This window comes from Rhodoglobus sp., from assembly GCF_053580035.1.
The window spans coordinates 1,473,407-1,492,592 of the sequence record NZ_JBMDVL010000001.1; the positions used below are offsets into that span (position 1 = coordinate 1,473,407).

Below are 19,186 nucleotides of genomic sequence, written 5' to 3' on the forward strand. Positions count from 1 at the left end.
TTTACCATCACGTTCAGATGTTTTCTGGCGTGACCTGCGTAGCGGTTGGGGCCCCAGCGGTCTCGCGCTCGGGAGTTGGCTTGCCGGTGCGCATTCGATACGCGGCAACAATCCCGCCGATGGTGAGTACAACGAGGGCACCAACCGCAATAAAGAATCCGTCGTCAAACTGGGCACCGTAGGCGCCGACAGCGACGTAGGCGACTGTTCCCGGGATGATCCCGATGACCGTACCCAGAGCGTAGTCCCGCACCCGCACCGCGGTGAGCCCAGCAGCGTAGTTGATAAGCGTGAACGGCAGGATAGGGATGAGGCGAAGCACGATTACCGACACCAAGCCACGGCGCTGCAACATTTCATCGAGGGCGTGCACCCGACCGCCCGTATATTGTTCGATCGCATCTCGACCCAGGATGCGCCCCAACCAGAAAGAGAGAGCCGCACCCAACAGGGCGCCGATCAAGACAATAAGTGCGCCGATCCAGAGCCCCCAAGCGACCCCGCCCGCGATGCTGAGGATGCCTTTTGGCACCGGAGTCAGGGTGAGAAGCGCATAGCCCGAAACGAAGAGGGCTATTCCGAAGATTCCTGCTTCACCGGTCCACTCGTGGATTTCATCCACCGATGGGAGTTGCACCGTCAACGCGACCGTGACGGCTGTCACGAGAAGAAAAATCAGCACGCCACCGCGCCACAGCGTTGACGTGCGGGTCTTTGTCATTAGACCAATGCTAAGGCGTGCGACACAACTCAGTAATCAGGAAAGCTATGGCAACATAACCACATGGTCTATGTCGCTGATGAATCCCGCTACGAACCAATGCCCTACCGCCGAGTTGGGCGCAGTGGCCTGAAACTGCCCGCTGTTTCGCTGGGGTTGTGGCAGAACTTTGGGGATGACAAGCCGATCGCGACTCAGCGCGCCATCATCCGCCGGGCTTTCGATCTTGGGGTTACGCACTTCGACCTCGCCAATAACTACGGCCCGCCTGCCGGCTCAGCGGAGTCAAACTTCGGCCAGATTCTGCGGGAAGACTTCCAGCCGTACCGCGACGAGATGATTATCTCCAGCAAAGCCGGTTACGACATGTGGCCAGGCCCGTACGGCGTAATGGGGTCGCGCAAGTACTTGCTCGCGAGCCTCGACCAATCGCTCAATCGGCTTGGCCTCGACTACGTCGACATCTTCTACTCGCACCGCGCCGACCCCGAGACTCCGCTCGAAGAAACCATGGGCGCCCTGCACACGGCGGTGACCTCGGGGCGGGCACTGTATGCGGGCATCTCCAGCTATTCGCCGGAGCTCACGCGCAAAGCCGTGCGAATCATGAACGACCTCGGAACGCCTCTGGTCATCCACCAGCCTTCCTACTCGATGTTCAACCGTTGGATCGAAGACGGGCTGCTCGACACCGTGGACGAGCTCGGCTTGGGCGTTATCGCCTTCTCTCCTCTGGCCCAAGGGCTGCTCACGGATCGCTACCTCGGTGAAATTCCTGCAGACTCTCGCGCAGCCAAAGGTGGCTCGTTGAAGTCAGGAATGATCAACGACGAAACGCTCGGCCGCGTAAAAGCGCTCAACGACATCGCTGCCGGACGCGGACAGTCGCTCGCCCAGCTCGCCATCTCGTGGGCGCTGCGCAACGACCGCGTTACCTCGGCACTCATCGGCGCCTCAAGCGTCGCTCAGCTCGAGCAGAACTTGGCCGCCGTGCAGAACCTCGAGTTCGAGCCTGCTGAGTTGGCCGCGATCGACGAGCACGCCAAGGATGCCGGAATCAACCTGTGGGCAGCATCGAGCGCGGTTTCCTAGATTTTTCGGTGCACTCCCGAGCCGGCATCTGTGCCGTCCCCGGACTCCGGGGCGGCAGCAGACTCTGAGCCGCGCTTGCGCGCCGCAGTCTCGTCGAAAGCCTGGGGATCGCCGTTGCCTCCGCCATAGGTTTGCAGGAATGTCTGCGCGACATTCGCCGCAAACGCACCAATACGATGGAGGTACAGGGTGAACTTTGCCATGGCCTCACCCTACGGGCTCTAGCTGAGAAAAAATCCACTCAACTCGAGGGGCCCTTTTGCCGCACAACAAGTGCCGCTCCGAGTTCACCCGAGATTTCGCGGGCGACAGCGTTCAGCAGCGGAAGTTGAACCTTGAGAGCCTTCAGGTCAGCCGCCATGCGGATTGCCGTGATCGATAGCGCACCCACGACGCCGGCCGGGCCGTGGATCGGCACAGCGATGCAGTTCACGAAGTCTTCGAATTCACCGTCGTCGACCGCCCAGCCTTGCGCCGCGACGGTGGAGAGTTCGGCATCCAGCTCCGAGCGAGAGGTCAGCGTCTTTTCGGTGAACTTTTGCCACACCACACCAGCGAGGACAGCATCCCGCTCGGCTGCAGGCATGTCGGCCAGGATCACTTTGCCGATACCGCTGCAGTAGGGGCGAACCGGGCTACCGATGCGCGAATACATCCGCACTCCGCTGGTGTCTTCGACCTTGTCGACATACACAATGCTGTGGTCAACCACGGCAGCCAAATGGATAGTGTTGCCGACAGTACGGTGCAGCTTCACCAGTCGATCGTGGGCAATTTCAGCAAGATCGAGACTGTCGGATGCCTGGTGCGCGAGCGCAATAAGGTGCAAGCCGAGCACATACTCGCCACTCTTTCGCTTGCGCAGGTAGCCGACCTCTTCGAGGGATTGCACCTCACGGAACATCGTGGAGCGATGCACCCCGAACTCTTCGGCGAGCTCACTGACGCTTGCCGGGCGAAGGGCAACCGAATCGATGATGCGTGCTGCACGGCGAACGCTTTGCGACATCCGGGGCCCCTCTGATTGCCGCGCAGGTCGGCCGAATCACCAATTGCGCGTGTTGCACTATTTGCAACAGTGTTGCACACAATGCGCATATGGTCGATAGTGGAGGCGTGGAGCCCAACAAACAGCCTGACGTCATCGCGATCGGCGAGACGATGGTTCTCATCACGCCCACCGTCGCCGAGCCCCTCGAAACCGCCGAGCTGTTTCGGCTCGAAACCGGCGGCGCCGAATCAAATGTGGCCGTGCACCTCTCCGCACTCGGCCATCATGCTGCGTGGGCAAGCCATCTCGGTTCCGATCCTTTTGGCCGCCGAGTAGAGCGCCAACTCCGCGAGCGCGGTGTCGACACGAGCCTCGTGAAATTCAGCACGGATGCTCCAACCGGTTTCTATTTCAAAGACCCCGGAAACGGTGTCATCTACCACCGCGCCGGTTCGGCCGCTTCGACCATGACGCCCGACGATCTCTCGGATGTTCCCTTCGAGCAGGCCGCCATCACCCACATTTCGGGAATCACCCCTTCACTCTCGACAAGCTGCTCGGCGCTGATCGACTCCGTTCTCGACCGTGCGCAGCCGAGCGACACCGTCGTCAGCTTCGACGTCAACTACCGTGCCGCCCTCTGGCCCGTCGAGGAAGCTGCACCCACCCTTCTCGCTCTCGCTCGCCGCGCAAACATCGTACTTGTGGGTCTCGATGAGGCCGAAGTGCTGTGGGGCACGACAACGCCGGAAGAAGTGCGAGCACTGCTCGACGCTCCCGGAATCCTCGTCATCAAGGATGGCGACGTCGGCGCGACAGAGTTCAGCGCCGGAGGCACCGTCTTCGTGCCCGCCCACAAAGTTGACGTCGTCGAGGCAGTCGGGGCCGGCGACGCATTCGCTGCTGGCTACCTCAGCGGTTACCTCACCGGACTCACTCCGGAACAGCGCTTGGGCCTTGGTCACGACCGCGCTGCCCTCGTTCTGCAGTCCACAACCGACCTCCCCACGCTCTAACTTTTCTCCCCCCACACCGCTGAAAGGCTCACGCTCATGGCTCAGATCTCGAACGAATCCCTCGACCAACTCTTTGACGGTCAGCCCCTCATGGCGATCCTTCGCGGCTTCGGCGTCGACCGCAGTGTTGCCCTCGCGCGCACCGCGTGGGAGCTCGGCATCGACTCCGTAGAAGTGCCCATCCAGAGCGACGAAGATGTTGAAGCACTGCGCGCCGTTGTTGCTGCCGGCAAGGAGCTCGGCAAGTCAGTCGGCGCCGGAACCGTCGTCACCCTCGAGCACGTTCGCCAAGCCGCGGATGCCGGAGCGGCCTTCACCGTGAGCCCCGGCTTTGACCTCGACGTCGTTCGTGCCTCGTTCGAAGCGGGCATGCCGCCGCTGCCGGGCGTAGCGACCGCCACTGAAGTTCAGACAGCGCAAACCGCTGGCCTCACCTGGGTGAAAGCCTTCCCCGCGTCGCTTCTCGGCACGAGCTGGTTTGGCGCCATGCGCGGACCGTTCCCCGCGATGCGTTTCGTCGCGACCGGCGGAATGGATGCCGGCAACGCCGGCGAATACCTCACCGCGGGTGCGAAGGTTGTTGCGGTCGGTTCGGCCCTCGCCGACGAGACCCAGTTGCTGCGCCTCGCAGAGCTGCTCGCCGCGCGCAGTTAACGACTTGCGAAACTGCCTAGCGCCCCGCGATCTCCACGGGCTGCAGGGTCGCGCTCTTAGGCTCGCGGTTGTCGCCCGAGGAACGACCTGTGAGACGGCGGCCGACCCACGGGAGCACGTATTCACGCCAGTAGGCCGCGGTGCGGGGGCGAGCGTCATCCGCCGGCCCCTCATCAGCGCCAAAGTCGGGCACCGCAATCTCGAGCGCCGACAACACGTTGCTTGCAACCCGAGCGTGCCCGCGCGCGTTGAGGTGCAATTTGTCGACCGACCAGTACTGCAGCTTGGTGAGTTCTTCGTCGGCCCAATTGTTCACAAACGTCACGTTGTCTTTCGAGGCCCGCGCCATGACTTGCTGCGCCAAACGCTCACCACGCGTTGCCATGACCGCGCCAAATGGCAAATGTTTACTCGGGTTGCCACCACTCAGCAGCAGAACATGGATGCCGCTGGCCGTCGCCGTGTCCACTGCGGCAAGCAGCTGGTCGGTGATCGATTCCAGCGAAACCTTGGGGCGCATGATGTCGTTTCCGCCACCATTGAGGCTCATCAGCTGAGGTCGGAGGGCAACCGCAGCCTGCAACTGGCCTCCCGCGATGGGCGCGAGGAGGCGTCCACGGATGGCGAGGTTCGCATAGGTAACCGGCTCAGGCGATGCGAGCGCAAGCCCAAGGGCAACCTGATCTGCCCAACCTCGAATTCGACCATCCGGCAGTTCATCTCCGACGCCCTCAGTGAAGCTGTCTCCGATGGCGACGTAACTGGAGAACTGGTGAGTCATGGAGAGTTACCTTCCGAAGGGGGAATCGGGGCGGCGCCAGATCACGACAAGCGCGGTCGCGATTGGCCCGAGAATGAGGGCGAGAACAAACCAGACCCAGCGCCGACGGTGCTTCATTTCAGCGAGACCGGCCGTGACAATGGCGAGAGAAAACCAAGCCCAACTGCCGTCCAGAAGTGTTTGAGTTTCAATCATCCCGCCAGCCTACGCCTGAGCCGGAGGGCGGCAGGCACGTGGCAGCATCGCTCCAGCCACGCGCCAAGAATCAGCGCGTGGCCGGGAGCTTAAAGAGCCTTCAGCGCCTCAACAACATCCGCGGGCTCGGCGCGCAACTTGTAGTCAGCGTTCACAAACGCGAACGTGATGGTGCCATCCTGCTTGATCACGTAGGTGGCGGGAAGCGGCAGCTGCCATCCGGTCGCACCGTTGGACTTCACGAGGTCGAAGCCGGCCTTTTCGTAGTAAACCTTGGTGCGGTCATCCACGGGGTGAAGGAGTCCGAAGCCGTTGATCGCTTCAAGCTCGCCGTCGGACAGCACTGGAAATTCGAGGTTGTGCTTCTCTTCGGTGGAGAGTGATTCGTCGGGGGTTTGCGGCGAGATCGCGACCAGGGTTGCCCCGGCAGCGCGGAACTCGGGCAACATTTCCTGCAACGCCTTCAGCTCGAGGTTGCAGTAGGGGCACCAAGATCCGCGGTAGAACGCGATCGTAACCGGGCCCTTTTCGAGCAGTTTGCTGAGGCGCACCGTAGTGCCTTCGGCATCCGGCAGTTCGAAGTCAGGGGCGGTGTCGCCGACCTTGAGCGCGTTGTTGACGATGCCAGCCTTCTCGACTTCGGTCACCGAATTGGTGAGGGTCGCGCTGTCTTCGGCAGACTTTGTTGCTGCGCTGCTATCGGCACGTTCTTTGAGCTGCTGGGTAAGAGTCATGTCACTCCTGAATCGTCGCGGGACGCGGGCAAACATCATGCCGTGCAGGGAGTTTCTCTGCCGCGTCGTCACTGGGGCGAACCACTGACCGAGCCACACTATTCCGGGCTGCTAAGCGTTTGGGGTGTGCCCGCTCGCGTTCGCCGACACCCCCGCGCTTGCCGACATCCCCGAGATAATCTCAAGCGCATGCCGCAGCACCGTGCTCGAGGTGTTGGTCGTGTACGGAAAGTAGACAACTTCTACACCGACAGCAGCGAATTCGCGTTCGAGGCGTTCCCCCTTCTCAGTGCCGCGCCAATCATCACCCTTGAAGAACGTGGTGAAGCCGACTTTGCGCCACGTTTCCAACTTGTCAGGAACAGTCTCGGCCACCGCTTCATCCACAAAGCGGATGCTCTGAACGATTTCCAATCGCTCGGCAAGCGGAATCGTGGGGCGAAGGTTCTTGGTCAATTCGAGCATCTCGTCAGAGACAACTCCGGCGATGAGGTAGTCGCACTGTTCTTTGGCTCGTCTGAGAATGTTGAGGTGCCCAACGTGGAAGAGATCGTAGGCGCCTGCGGCATATCCAATTCGTTGTGTCATGAGTTTTCACCGTGTCGGGGTCAGGGTGGGTGGTGCGATTTCGCCGTCGCCAGCGAAGGGTGCCTCGGTGGGAGGCGAAGGCGCAGCGTGCGCCGCCGTGGAAGATGAGTGCGAAAGCGGCGCTCGAACAAGCGCATTGCGCGGTGGCCTCGCGTGCTCAAACGGAAACCGGTATCCGCGTTCCAGCACGAGCGAAGTGAGAAAGAAAAGAGTGAAGATCACGCTGGATTCGATCAACCCGTTTTCGAGGGCGCTGCGCAACAGCAAAAGCACCAGCAATGGGAAGGTGAGCACTCGCAAATCATGAGACAACAGGCTGTCTCTGACAGTGAGAAGCACCCACACGCTCACGGCGATCAGGCCAACAATGCCTGCCTGAGACAGGATCGAAATCCAACTGCTATCGAGAACCTGAACGTCCCACCAGCGTTGGTCCACTTCCACAGTTTTCACCGCCAACCCGGCGCCAATCCATTTATGCCAGGTGTCGACTGGGATGCTGAAAACCGCATCCCAAGCAATCGTTCGAGAACTCAGGGTTGCCAACTGTTCGACATCTTGACCGCGGATCGCAACCTCGGAGACGATATTGGTGAACGCGACAACGGCATAAGAAACGGGTGCAAGCAAGATGAGTGCGATCCCGGTGGAATGGGGCACGGGCCATGCCAAAAGAATTCCGACAACCATCGCAATCACCACGACGATAAGAGTGGTTCGGGAGCCCGTCGCCAACAGAATCGAAGAAAAGGTGACGAGCAGTGTTGCCCGGCGTGTGGTCAACCCTGATCGGGCAATCGTGACGGCAAGGCCCAACAGTGGAGGGGCAGCAAGACCCGCAAGCTCGTTTGGCCTCATTGCGGGGATGCCTGTAGCGAGTCTGCCCTCAGCAAGAAAACCCGGAATACCTGTTACTGCCCCAATCAGAGTCAGGATGCCCATGGCAATAAGCAGTGCCGTGAGCACGTCCATCGGCGCCCCACAACTGGCCAGCGCGAAGACTGTAGCCCCGAGTAGCAGGATGCGCACGGCCAGCACGAGCGACGGCATGACATCGCCGCTTGCGAGCGCCCCCAGACAGGAGAGTCCCACAACAATCACCAGCAGAATTGTTGATCGTACTCCCACGCGTGCTCGGTTTGGCGAACGCCGGTAGATCAGGGCGGCGCAGCCGAGGGCGGTGAGAGCAAGGAGTGCTTTCGCGACAACGACGACGTCGAGCCCTCCATCGAAGAGTGCATCCGGACGCCAGGAGACCACACTCAAGACAACGAGAAACCACGTTCCGATGATGGAGCGTGAGATGACGCTGTTGCCCTGAGCCTCCCGGGAAGACATCAGTCCGCCGGCGGCTCTGTCGTTGTGGGTGCGGTCGGTGCAGTCTTCGGCGGTTCAGCTTTCGTGGCCGCAGCCTTCGACGTTCGGCGCCGCGGCGTGATGAGTGCCTTCGCTGGTTTTGCCGCAAAATCTTCTGGGGTCCATGTCGCCATCAGATCAAGACGGTGAGTGTGCGGCACATCGACGAGCACCACACCGATGGGACGCACCCCGGTGATGCGCAATTGGCTCACCGCCTGGGTCAATTCGCCTTCGGTTGTGTGGTCATAGCGAGCGATGATGACGGCAACATCGGCGTAGGGCGCCACGAGCGATATACTCACCGGACTTGCGGCTGGCGCAATCTGGGCAATGACAACATCCGCATCCGCAAGAAGTTGGGTCGCTACCGCACGAATCGTTGCTCCGGCGTGAACTTCTGTCGGCAAAGTGTTGCCGGCGGGAACAACAAAACTTCCCGCCGATTCGATGATGCGGATGACGTCGGTAACGGTTGCCGTTTCGCTCAGCAATTCAGCGAGCCCTGGCTCGCCCGCGAACTCGACGAGCGGGCTTGATTCGTCTGTCGTCGGCTCGGATTCCACAAGAAGGGTTTGACGCCCTGTCGCTGCTAGGGCGCCAGTGAGCGCCAATCGCACGTGGGGAGCGTCTGCTTTTTTCCCGGAAGGAACGAGAAGCAGCATGCGCGGAGCTCCCCCACCATTCGCCTGAGTAATTCTGGCGATCGTTTCAGCCGCAGCTTCCGCGAGGCGCGTTTGTTCATGGCCCACATCGGTCTTTCGCCGATTGCGTGGAATCGCGCCGAGCACTGCGAGCCCTGTCGTGCGGCGCACATCGCCGACAGAGCGAATGCGACGATCGAAGCGTGCGAGGAGCAACGCAATGATCGCACCACCGGCCAGCCCCGAAAGGAGCCCGAGCCCCAGGATCACCGTCTTCTGTGGTGCGCTTGGCGAGAGCGGAGCGAGAGCAGGAATCAGTCGATCAAGTGAGACCGAGAACGTACCAAAATTTTCGACCTTCGCGACGAGCCGTGAAAGGCTATCGGCGACAGCGTTGGCGATAGTCGCAGCATCCTCCGCTGAACTCGCGCGCGCCGTGATGTTGATGTTGACGGTGCTGTTCGGGTTGGTCGCTGTCACCATCCGCGAGAGTTCTTGCACGCTGAGATCGAGTTCGAGGTCGTTGATGACCGGGCGCAATACGTCTGAACTGCGCACAAGATCCGTATAGGAATTGACGCGTGCCAGGGAGAACTGGGAACGCTCTGCGAGAGTCGCATTCTCGTCGTTGACAACAAGAAAGAGCGTTGCTGTAGAGGTGTAGGTCGGCGGGATACTGAACGCTATGAGCGCAGCGGAAACCACTCCAACCGCGACAGCAATAAATATAGCCAGCCATCGCTGCCGGAAAATTTCGAGATAACTCAAATCTTCCATGAGTTGAACCACCAGTCGGGAGGGGAAACAACTAGTCGGCGTCAGGGTAGAGAACCGACCAAGCACATCAGGGTTTTCCTTACCCTAGTAGGTATCGAGCGATTCTGGGAGGATAGATTTAGGTTCCGCAGCACGGCGAGCGCCAAAGCGCCGCAATGCCCGGCGGACTGTGAGGAGTGCCCGTGCCCACTGCGAAAGAGACCACCACGCGGTCTTCGCAGCGCCGTCGCGTCATTACTGCGACCATCATCGTTGGGGTCACCACCGCGATCATCGCGGGTTCGCTTGCGGCAACACAGTTTGCTCCGCAGGGCGAGAGTCCCCTGCCGCCGATCCCGTTCGTTGCAGGAGTTGGCGCGCACCCAGATGCTGGGTCGAACGCAACAGACGCTGGAGCTGCCGCCATCGGCACCACTTCGTATAGCCCTCCGGCCGATGCACTCTATGTGTCTCCCACCGGCGACAACGACGGTGACGGCAGCCTAGAATCTCCGCTACGCACAATTAAGGCGGCGATCTCGCGAGCCGCCGCTGGCTCGACAATTGTTTTGCGTGAAGGCCAGTACACCGAGACCGTCACTATCCCGGATGGCACACCACTCACCGTGCAGTCCTACCCCGAAGAAGCCGTCTGGTTAGACGGGAGCCAAGTGACCGAAGGCTGGATGCTGGATGGCGCACACTGGTCGACCCCGTGGAATGTCGTCTTCGACTCAAGCCCCACCTATACCCGCGGGGCCGAAGACAATACTGAACAGCACTGGAACTTTGTTACCGAGAAGCACCCACTCGCCGCCCATCCTGACCAAATGTGGTGGGATGACAAACCGCTTACGCAGGTCGGCACCCTCGACGAGCTATCGTCGACCTCCTTTTTTCATGACGAGGATGGCGGGATGCTTTTCGTTGGCGCTGATCCCACTGGTCACGTAGTGCTTGCGAGCCAACTGCAGCGCGCCGTCAGCATTCGCGCTGAGGGAACCGTAATCCGAGGCATCGGCATCCGTCGCTATTCTCCTTCGGTCCCCGACTACGGAGCCGTGACGATCGAACGCCCCAACGTGACGCTCGAGAATGTTGTGGTCTCGGAGTCCGCAACCACTGGGATCTTTATCACCGCGGCACAGGTGACATTGAACGCTGTGACGTCAACCAGAAATGGGATGCTCGGGGTAGCAGCCAACTACGCCGATGGCCTTGTCGTGAATGGCCTCAACGCATCCGACAACAACACCGAGTGGTTCAACCGGGCGCCAGTAGCGGGAGGGATGAAGCTCACTCGCACACGCACGGTGGTTGTCAGCAATTCTGAATTCTCGAACAATAACGCGACCGGTCTCTGGTTCGATCAATCCTGCCGTGACATTGCAGTCACGGGGAGCAAACTCGTCGGCAACCGCGGTCACGGTGTGTTCCTTGAGCTGTCAGCGAGAGCTGTGATCGCCGACAACTACATCGCCGACAATGGCATTCTCGGCCTGAAGATCAACGACACGAGCAGTGTTGAGATCAGAAACAATCTGGTCGTCGGTAATACGAATGCAATCGCGGTGCTTCAAGACCACCGCGTGAAGAGTGACGAGAGCGTTCCCGGTCACGATGAACGCTATATGGATGATCCCGAGATGACGTGGCTGGGAACTGACGTGACAATCGTCGGGAACACTCTGCTTGGGGGCGGGGATCGCGCCCTGATCTGGATCGAAGACTATTCACGCACTCGAAGCGCCGACGACTTCGGCATCACGGTCGAAAATAATCTGTTTGCCCGCAACAATGATGGGGATCCTCAAACGATCATTGCGTGGCCAATGGCACCCGGCGATGTGACTCTGCTCAGTTCACTCGACGATGTCACGCGCAGCACGGGCCAAGAGAACAGCGGTGTCGAGTTTCGCGGAACCGAAGAAGTCGACCGTGACGACGGTACGCCGACATCGCGACCAGAGATCCCCTCCTGGGTCGCCACAACCTTTGCGGCGTTCCCTGCTGTAGCCGCTGCGTTGGATTAGCGGCGAACCAACGGCACCAAGATCAACCACCTGATGGCAAGCCCGCCCAGAATGGATGCCACAGCGAGCGCCGCGGGAACCCACTGCACTCCGACGCCAGCGGCGAGAACAATCCACACGAATCCAATCGCAACGATCGTGTCGATCGCGCGCACCGCGAACACTGCGGCTTGCCGCCCACCGACGGCGGCAAGAGCGCCGTAGGGAGTTACCGCAGCAATAGATGCCGTGTAGGCAATCCAACCAACCACGGCCAATAGATCGGGTGCTGTCCCGAAGAGCACTGCACCTATCCAGGGCAGCGCGGCAACCAAGACTGCTCCGACCAACACCGTGAATCCGACGAGAGCAAGAACAGAGCGATCGGCCCGGCGTAGTTTTTCTCCGAGCGGTTTCTTTTTATCGTTCGCGAATGAGATGAAGAGGTACGAGCTGAGCCCGCTCACGGCGAGAGTCGCTGGTGCTACGTAGACGCGGCCGGCCTCGAGAAGTCCTGTCGCTGCCAGACTGGCGAGCAGGGTGATGAGCGTGCGCACAGCAGTGAGCATGGCCGGGCGCAAAAACTGTTGCCCCGAGCGCCAGATGCCGTAGCGGAATACGGCGGCGATGCCCCCACGAGTGAAGCCAACGACGAAGCGTTCCTCGGTCGGCAGAAGGATGACACCACAGGCGATGGCGGCGAACTGGCCGATCGCAATAGCTCCGAGAAAGATGAACAGGCTGAGTGGCCCCGTCAGGGCGGCGACGCCAATCACGGCGAGAGCGACCGCGAACGATGCGAAGTCGATCAGCATCACCCGCCAGAAGCCGAAGCCGGCCATGAGAAGTCGGCGCATGATTTCTTCGAGAGCGAAGAGCGCGACGGCCGCTCCAAATACCAGTGCGGTTCGAGCATCCAGAAGTCCAGAGGCCCACGCGACTGCTGACGAAGCCAGAGCCGCCAGTATCGCAATGCCGACCGCATACTGTTCGAGAGCGGAGCGGATGCTGCGTTCGCGACGCTCCACAACCACCAGAGAGTCACCGACCATTCCACTCGCGACTCCGGCCACGAGCACCATCACGCCGTAGGCAATCGCAAACGCCCCGAGACCATCGAAGCCGAGAGTACGCGCAACGATGACCTGGATCGTGAAACTTGACAGGGCTTGCATGCCCTGCGATCCGATTGCCCCCAGGGCGGTGCGTTTGCCAGTCACACTGCCAGACTACTGAGGGAGTCGAACGAGGAAGTTGTCGTAGCGGATAGTGACGGGTGCGTTGGGGGCTGAACTCGACAGGTAGCTTTCAAATCCGATCGAGCCTGCCGCCTGCAGCGCGGCAGTCGAATCGGTTGTACTCAGTTGCCAGCCTGCCGGTTCCGTTTCGCCGACTTTCCATAGCTTCGCAGTAATCGTTGTGGGGCTAGTTCCGCTCACGCTCGTCTTAAGAACTAGAGTGTCGCCGGCAACGTAGGTGAGGCCGGGTACCGTCATGTTGGCAAGGACAGATGAGGATCCAGACATTATCTGGAGCCCAACGACTCCGCCGGGTTGCAGCCGGGCCCGCGCCTGGTAGAAGGCCGAGCCAACCTGGCGTCCAATGATTCCCACCACGATGTGTCCGGATTCGGCGACCTTGTCTGCCGAGAGTTCGACCTGAGCTTCGGTGGCGGTTTGACTCACATCGGAAAGCATGGCGCGACGTGTCGATCCCGGGGTGGTGTGTCGAGCGAAGCCCGCCCCACTCGACACGCTGAAGCTGGAGTTCACGTTCGTCGACCAGGCACCACCGGTGTTGGCGGTTCCCCAGCCGGCAGCTACTGTGCGCCCAAAGTCATCCTGTGCGATCGGGCCTCCGGGGGCAGTGACTGTGATTTGTTGAGTCGTCGTTCCGGTTGCACCCTGATTGTCGGTGACCGTGAGTCTGACGGTGTAGTTGCCGGCGGTCGCGTAGCTGTGCGCTGCGGTGACCCCAGTGCCGGTTTGCCCGTCGCCGAAGTTCCACGCGTACGAACTGATCGTTCCGTCGGGGTCGCTCGATGTCGATCCGTTGAAGGTTGCGGTGAGATCGCTGGCCGCAGAGGTGAACGCAGCGTTGGGTGTCTGATTCGCTCCAAGCCAAATGTTGGTGATGGGCGCTGCTGCCGCGCTGAGATCGTTAGATGGTATCGAGTACGTATCTTGGATTGTGCGGAGTACGTCGTAGTGATCGATGGTTTGCGAGAACTGACCGGTCTTGATCTTTTCGCCGACAAAGATCGTCGGGATCTTGTTCGGTCCGCCACCTTCGTCTTCATCCCAGGTGAGGATCAGCACACTGTTGTTTGCTTTGGCCCAGTTGACGTAGCCACCGATGGCGGACTGCAGCCACATATCTGCTTCAGCGATCGTGCCATCGTGCATGTCGTGCTGAAGGTTTGGTACCACGTATGACACATCGGGCAGAGTCGAATAGTCGGTGGGGAACGCCGTAAATGGTTGGTTCACGGCGGCGGGAATCGACGGCCAGTTCACCCAAGGGTTATGTTTGCGCGCGTAGGCTCCACTCTCACAGCCGGTGAATCCGACACTCGGAAGGCTCTCCGAGTACCCTACGAAACTCTTGCCGTTGGCCGTCAACTGGTTGTACAGGTTCGCTGTCGTGAACGTGTTTGGGCAGTCGTTGGTGGTGACTCCGTTGAGTGAGCCACTAAACAGTGCAAGGTAGTTCGGCTGACTCGGGCGGATCACGGCGAACGACTCGGTCATCAACGCGCCTTCAGCCGCGAGTGCGTTGATATACGGCGCCGCTGCACTACCAATGACCTGGGTGTCGGACTTGTTTTCCATAATCACCACGACGGTTTTTGCGGTCGCCGGGATGCCCGCCACAATGTTGGGGGCGACTTGATGGGTGACAGCTGTGGTCGCGCCCTGATTGTCCGTGACAGTGAGTGTCGCCGTGTACGAGCCTGCAGTCGCGTAGCTGTGCGACGCTGTTGCTCCGGTACCGGTCTGGCCGTCACCGAAGTTCCAGGCATAACTGGCAATGGTGCCGTCGGGATCGCTGGAGCCGCTTGCGTTGAAGGATGCAGCAAGTCCAGCCAGATCGAGCGTGAACGCTGCCACTGGTGGCTGGTTCGCAGGGTTGGTAGTGACCGTTACCGGCTTCGTCACCGTTCCCGTCGTTCCCTGATTGTCCGTGACGGTGAGGACCACTTGATACGTGCCCGCTGTCGCGTAGGTATGGACCGGACTGGTTGCAGTGCTGCTCTGCCCATCGCCGAAGTTCCATGACCGCGAGGCGATAGTGCCATCCGGGTCAGTAGAGGCAGTCGAGTCGAAGCTTGCAGTCAGAGTGCTTACCGAACTGGTAAAGGATGCGGTCGGAGCCTGGTTGGCCGGAGTGCCACCACCGCCATCAGCGTGTCCAGCAATAGCGAGGAAGCTGTCGTAGCTGACATGCACCGGTGCATTGGTCGCGGAGCCGGAAACGTAGCTGTACTGTCCGACCGCGCCCGGGTTCTGCAGAGCTGCGACTGACGATGTGGCTTCGAGCGTCCAGTCCGTTGGCTCTGCGGTGCCTTGCTTCCAGACCTTGCCACGGATGGTGGTCGGCGAAGTTCCGAATGCTTGCGCCTTCACCAGGAGCACATCGCCCGCGGTGAAGGTCAGACCGGGGACATCCGTGTAGGCAATGCTTGTCGATCCACCGTTCAGGAGCTGGAACGCGAGGGTGCCATTCGAAAAGTACCGCACGCGTGCTTGATAGAAGCTGTTTCCGACCTCGCGAACGATCACTCCGGTATATGCTCCACCACCGGTGATTGCCTTGTCGATCGAGATGCTGGTGCTCACCGTGACATCGTCGGTCGAGACCGAGGGAAGCCACGCGTGCCTGGTTGTTCCTGAGGAACTGTGGTTCACGACGCCGACATCGGATGCGACGGAGAAGCTACTGTCGGTGTTGGTCGACCAGTCCCCGCCTACAGCCGCGGTGCCCCAACCAGAGGCTTGCGTGCGCGAGAACTCATCCCGAGCAAGCACGGTCACTGCTGGCGGTGCGAGCGCCGTCACTTGCTGCGACAGCGTGCCGGTCGCGCCCTGATTGTCGGTGACCGTGAGCACCACCGTGTAGTTGCCAGCGCCCGCATACACGTGGCTCGTGCTGACACCGTTCGCGGTCGCTCCGTCGCCGAAGTCCCAACTGTAGGAGCCGATGGTGCCGTCAGGATCTGACGAGCCGGCCCCATCGAAACTCACAACGTTGTCGGTGACACCGAAGGTGAATGCCGCGGTGGGGGCAACATTGGCCGCCAGAACCGTCACTGATTCGGATCTGGTTGCCGAGGCACCCTTGTTGTCAGTAACGGTCACCGTGACGGTGTAGGTTCCGGCCGTGGCGTAGGTGTGGTCGATAAGCGCCCCACTGCCTGTACCGCCGTCGCCGAAGTTCCACTCGTACGATGCGATTGTGCCGTCTGGATCTGACGAACCTGTGGCGTCGAAACTAGCGACAAGATCGGCTTCGGAGTGAGTGAACTGTGCCACTGGTGCTTGATTGGCGGTGCCAAGAAGGTAGTGCTGGCTTACTTCGCTCGCGGTCAATACGGTCTGGTAAACCGCAAACTCATCGAGGTCGCCGCTGAAGTAGTTCGACGATGCAACACCAACGGTGTTTCCTCGTCCGAGCCTCCAGTATCCCGAGAACGTCTGACTCGGTGTCGCAGCACTCGTGCCCGCAAGCGCGCCGTCGACATAGAGTCGCAATCCTGCTGATCCCTGCGTCGACACCGCCTGATGCCACTGGCCGTCGTTATACGAGCCGACAGTCGAAACGGTGCTACTTCCGGTGCCAAAGACGAGAGTTCCGTCGTTGCGCATCATCAGGTGATCGCCATAGCTGCTGGCGGTACCTGTAGCGGATGACCCGAACTCGACGAGCTTGCCACCGCTCGTGCTGCTGGTTCTGAACCAGACTTCACTCGAGAACGTTGACGGGTTGGGCAATGAAATCGCCGTCGCGGCGAGACCCTGGGTGAATTGAGTCGCACTGTTCGTGGTGCCGCCGAGAGCTCCAGGAACATTGCGGGTATAGGTTCCGCTCAGGTTTCCGTTGATGCCCTGCAATCCAGCGTCATTTACCGCTGACCCGGAGGCTTCAGCCAGACGCCAGTACAGTTGCGGACTTGCCTCGTAGACTGCCGCACCGTAGCTGTCGGTTGGTGCCGGAGGCCCGGAGAGTGAGCGGCCCGAGAGCAGGAAGTGGTTTTGCACCTGTGTTGCCGTGAGGGGCTTCGGGTACACGGCTACTTCGTCGATGGCACCGTTGAAGTAGTCAGAGCCACTCCAGCTGCGGTCGCCACCGATACGCCAGTAGCCCCAGTAGTTTTGGCCCCAGATGACGCTGGGTTCCACTCCGATGCGCACGCCGTCAACGAAGAATTCCGTTCCGCTGGCGCTCATACTGCCGACTACCTGATGCCACTGGCCGTCGTTGTATGACTTAGCACTCTGCACAATCCGAGTGCTGCCGGTGTAAACACCGAAGTTCACTTTTCCGGATGAATCCATGTAGATATGGCGGTCGTAGTTGGTGGAATTTCCGGACTGACGATTGCCGAATCCGACAATCTTGCCGCCAGAGTTCGTCGTGGTCTTGAACCAGGCTTCAACCGAGAAGGTATTGTCGCGCCAGACGAGCGCCTGCGATCCCGTGTAACTGTTCGAGCTACCCGTGAAGTTGGCCGCCGTGTTGCTATCGCCAATGATTGCTCCGGATGCCCCGAAGCCGACGCCGCTGTTGGCTGTCGAGTTGTCGCGGCCAAGGCTGTCTACCGCAGTGTTGCCTCCCGATTCGCCGAGACGCCAGTAGCTCGTGGGTTGGTCGTTCATGACAGCGCTCGCATAGTCGCTGAGTTGACCCGTGGTTCCCGCGGTATACGAGACCGTTGTTCCCCAGCCATTGTTGCCGTAGGGGTCGATGGCGCGCAGTCGATACGTGTAGGTCTGGCCGGGGGTGAGACCGGTGTCGATGTACGTCATGGTTGGCCGGTCGTAGAACCGAGCATCCTGAGTTGTCACGTAGATCGGCGAAGCACTCTTGCCATCACGGATGAGGTGGTACGTCAGGTTCTCGTTGTCACGATCCCAGTCAGCGGTCCAGCTCAGCGCGATTGTTCCTGGCGCTGGTGATGTCATCTTCGGCACGAGGTCGTTGCCGGTCAGGCGTGGGCCATCAAGGTTGGGGGCAATCGACGGCACCGCGAAGCGGAGAAGTCCTTGCTGAGATTGGCCGTTCACTCTCGTGAACTCGCCGCCGTAGACCGTGTATTCGGCGTTTGAGCTGACATCCCACGGGCCCTGGTACTGACCAGTGAAGGTTCCTAGGTTGATGTCGGGGAAGAAGTTCAGAAGTGAAGGACTGGAGTTGCCCGCCCAGTTGGGGTAGCCGTAGGGGTCGTTAGAGATTGATCCGGTAGCATCTTTGCTGAACGCGATACCGCGGCTGAATGACCAGGGATCGGTCTGCGGGAAGCCTTCAACGTTGCCGCAGTAGTGCGAATGGCCTGCCGCATAGATGGCGCCGTTGGGCGCCGGCGAAACGGAATAGGTGTCACCGTGGCAGTCGTTAATCCACACGATTGCTCCGTCGGACCAGTTGGCACGGAACATGCCCTCAAGGTTTCCGCCAGAACCATAGACATAGCCCGAACCATAGAAGCTGTCAGAGTCGGAAGCGAGCGAGAAGATCGCAGCGTCGAGCCCTGCATTGCGGACAGAATTGTTCGCGGCGAACGGGGTGATGAGCGCTCCAACGCTGGCATCAACCATCGCAAGCCCGTAGCCGGGATTGCCGGAACCGTTGACAGTGGTGAAGTCTCCACCAATCACGACTTTCGTTTCGTCGGGCGAAATTACGATGCCGAATGCCCGGCCGCCAGCGAGTTCAGGAGCCCACGGCGTCACAGCACCGTTCGAGGCTAAGGCTGCTGCACCACCGAGGCGGGTGCTTCCGCTAACCGAAGTGAATGGTCCCGAGAAGTAGACGGCAGTATTCGTTGCGACGACCGCGTACACACGATAGTTCGCTCGGGCATCGAAGGCAGTGTTGATCGCGCCCGTTGCGGTGTTGAACGCCACGATGCGGGCCTTGGATGTACCGTTGACCGTCGTGAAGTCACCGACGGCGTACAGGCGGGTGCCGTCCGGCGATGCGGAGATTGCTCGAACCTGGGCGTCAAACGTTGGCGCCCACGGGAGCAGCGCTCCCGTGGTGAGGTTGTACGAGAGCATGTACGGGCGGTTGACCTCGTTGACTCCCGCCGCAGAACCGAACGGGCGCGCTTTTGTGAAGTTACCGGCGACGTAGACGGTATTGCCGACGATGACCTGATCCCAGACCACACCATTGATCTGGGGCGTTGGCAGTGGATCCGACGAAACCGTCGATGGCAAAGGTGGACTCGCTGCGGTGTCGGCTACAGCCACAATGGGCTGCATCACGGTAAGCAGGGCTGCGATTAATGTCATCGTTGCTGCGGCTGAAATCAGTCTCAGTGGGTTCGGTGGCATATGGCGAGTTGCGCGCATGGGGTGCCTTTTCGGGGTTTGTGGGTATTTCGGGTTCCACTTGGAGGCACACCATACTCCCTTTACCCCTCT

15 protein-coding genes are annotated in these 19,186 nt (G+C 60.5%); 4 read left to right on the forward strand and 11 right to left on the reverse strand.

Annotation, left to right across the window (positions count from 1 at the left end):
- Positions 1–13 precede the first annotated feature (13 nt).
- A complete protein-coding gene (locus ACOH1Z_RS07205) occupies positions 14–721 on the reverse strand; it encodes a TVP38/TMEM64 family protein (protein ID WP_449647765.1) in 708 nt (235 codons plus the stop codon).
- A 63-nt stretch (positions 722–784) separates the two neighbouring features.
- Here ACOH1Z_RS07205 and mgrA point away from each other — a divergent pair, with 63 nt between their 5' ends.
- Positions 785–1,813, forward strand: coding sequence for an L-glyceraldehyde 3-phosphate reductase (gene mgrA / locus ACOH1Z_RS07210; protein ID WP_449647766.1), 1,029 nt, complete (start codon positions 785–787; stop codon positions 1,811–1,813).
- Here the strand turns inward: mgrA and ACOH1Z_RS07215 are convergent.
- Entirely contained in the window at positions 1,810–2,016 is a 207-nt protein-coding gene (locus tag ACOH1Z_RS07215; protein ID WP_449647767.1) for a hypothetical protein, read from the reverse strand. The two genes, mgrA and ACOH1Z_RS07215, sit on opposite strands and share 4 nt — an antisense overlap.
- Before the next feature lie 38 nt (positions 2,017–2,054).
- On the reverse strand, positions 2,055–2,822 hold the full coding sequence (locus tag ACOH1Z_RS07220; RefSeq protein WP_449647768.1) for an IclR family transcriptional regulator: 768 nt from the start codon (positions 2,820–2,822) through the stop codon (positions 2,055–2,057).
- A 107-nt stretch (positions 2,823–2,929) separates the two neighbouring features.
- On the opposite strand from ACOH1Z_RS07220, the gene ACOH1Z_RS07225 reads away from it, so the two are divergent.
- Positions 2,930–3,820: a sugar kinase gene (locus ACOH1Z_RS07225; RefSeq protein ID WP_449647769.1), complete on the forward strand. Its 891-nt coding sequence runs from the start codon at positions 2,930–2,932 to the stop codon at positions 3,818–3,820.
- Positions 3,821–3,856: 36 nt separating this feature from the next.
- Complete coding sequence (locus tag ACOH1Z_RS07230) at positions 3,857–4,474, forward strand: bifunctional 4-hydroxy-2-oxoglutarate aldolase/2-dehydro-3-deoxy-phosphogluconate aldolase (protein WP_449647770.1); 618 nt, start codon at positions 3,857–3,859, stop codon at positions 4,472–4,474.
- Between the two features lie 16 nt (positions 4,475–4,490).
- Here ACOH1Z_RS07230 and ACOH1Z_RS07235 read toward each other — a convergent pair whose 3' ends face one another.
- From ACOH1Z_RS07235 to ACOH1Z_RS07260, 6 genes are all read right to left on the reverse strand, one after another.
- Positions 4,491–5,255, reverse strand: a complete 765-nt coding sequence (locus ACOH1Z_RS07235) for an SGNH/GDSL hydrolase family protein (protein WP_449647771.1) — start codon at positions 5,253–5,255, stop codon at positions 4,491–4,493.
- A 6-nt stretch (positions 5,256–5,261) separates the two neighbouring features.
- Positions 5,262–5,450 (reverse strand): hypothetical protein, encoded by a 189-nt coding sequence (locus ACOH1Z_RS07240; RefSeq protein WP_449647772.1) that lies wholly within the window; start codon positions 5,448–5,450, stop codon positions 5,262–5,264.
- Between the two features lie 89 nt (positions 5,451–5,539).
- Positions 5,540–6,184 (reverse strand): peroxiredoxin-like family protein, encoded by a 645-nt coding sequence (locus ACOH1Z_RS07245; RefSeq protein ID WP_449647773.1) that lies wholly within the window; start codon positions 6,182–6,184, stop codon positions 5,540–5,542.
- A 111-nt stretch (positions 6,185–6,295) separates the two neighbouring features.
- Entirely contained in the window at positions 6,296–6,772 is a 477-nt protein-coding gene (locus ACOH1Z_RS07250; RefSeq protein ID WP_449647774.1) for an FAD synthase family protein, read from the reverse strand.
- 6 nt (positions 6,773–6,778) lie between these two features.
- A complete protein-coding gene (locus ACOH1Z_RS07255) occupies positions 6,779–8,110 on the reverse strand; it encodes an O-antigen ligase family protein (protein ID WP_449647775.1) in 1,332 nt (443 codons plus the stop codon).
- On the reverse strand, positions 8,110–9,549 hold the full coding sequence (locus ACOH1Z_RS07260) for a Wzz/FepE/Etk N-terminal domain-containing protein (protein ID WP_449647776.1): 1,440 nt from the start codon (positions 9,547–9,549) through the stop codon (positions 8,110–8,112). Before ACOH1Z_RS07260 ends, ACOH1Z_RS07255 begins: the two co-directional genes overlap by 1 nt.
- A gap of 182 nt (positions 9,550–9,731) precedes the next feature.
- Between ACOH1Z_RS07260 and ACOH1Z_RS07265 the strand changes: the two genes are divergently transcribed.
- Positions 9,732–11,561, forward strand: coding sequence for a right-handed parallel beta-helix repeat-containing protein (locus ACOH1Z_RS07265; protein WP_449647777.1), 1,830 nt, complete (start codon positions 9,732–9,734; stop codon positions 11,559–11,561).
- Here the strand turns inward: ACOH1Z_RS07265 and ACOH1Z_RS07270 are convergent.
- Together ACOH1Z_RS07270 and ACOH1Z_RS07275 are read right to left on the reverse strand one after the other, a co-directional pair.
- The gene (locus ACOH1Z_RS07270; protein ID WP_449647778.1) at positions 11,558–12,760 is read right to left on the reverse strand and encodes an MATE family efflux transporter; all 1,203 of its coding nucleotides are present in this window, start codon (positions 12,758–12,760) and stop codon (positions 11,558–11,560) included. The genes ACOH1Z_RS07265 and ACOH1Z_RS07270 overlap by 4 nt on opposite strands.
- 9 nt (positions 12,761–12,769) lie before the next feature.
- A complete protein-coding gene (locus ACOH1Z_RS07275) occupies positions 12,770–19,054 on the reverse strand; it encodes a PKD domain-containing protein (RefSeq protein ID WP_449647779.1) in 6,285 nt (2,094 codons plus the stop codon).
- Positions 19,055–19,186 lie beyond the last annotated feature (132 nt).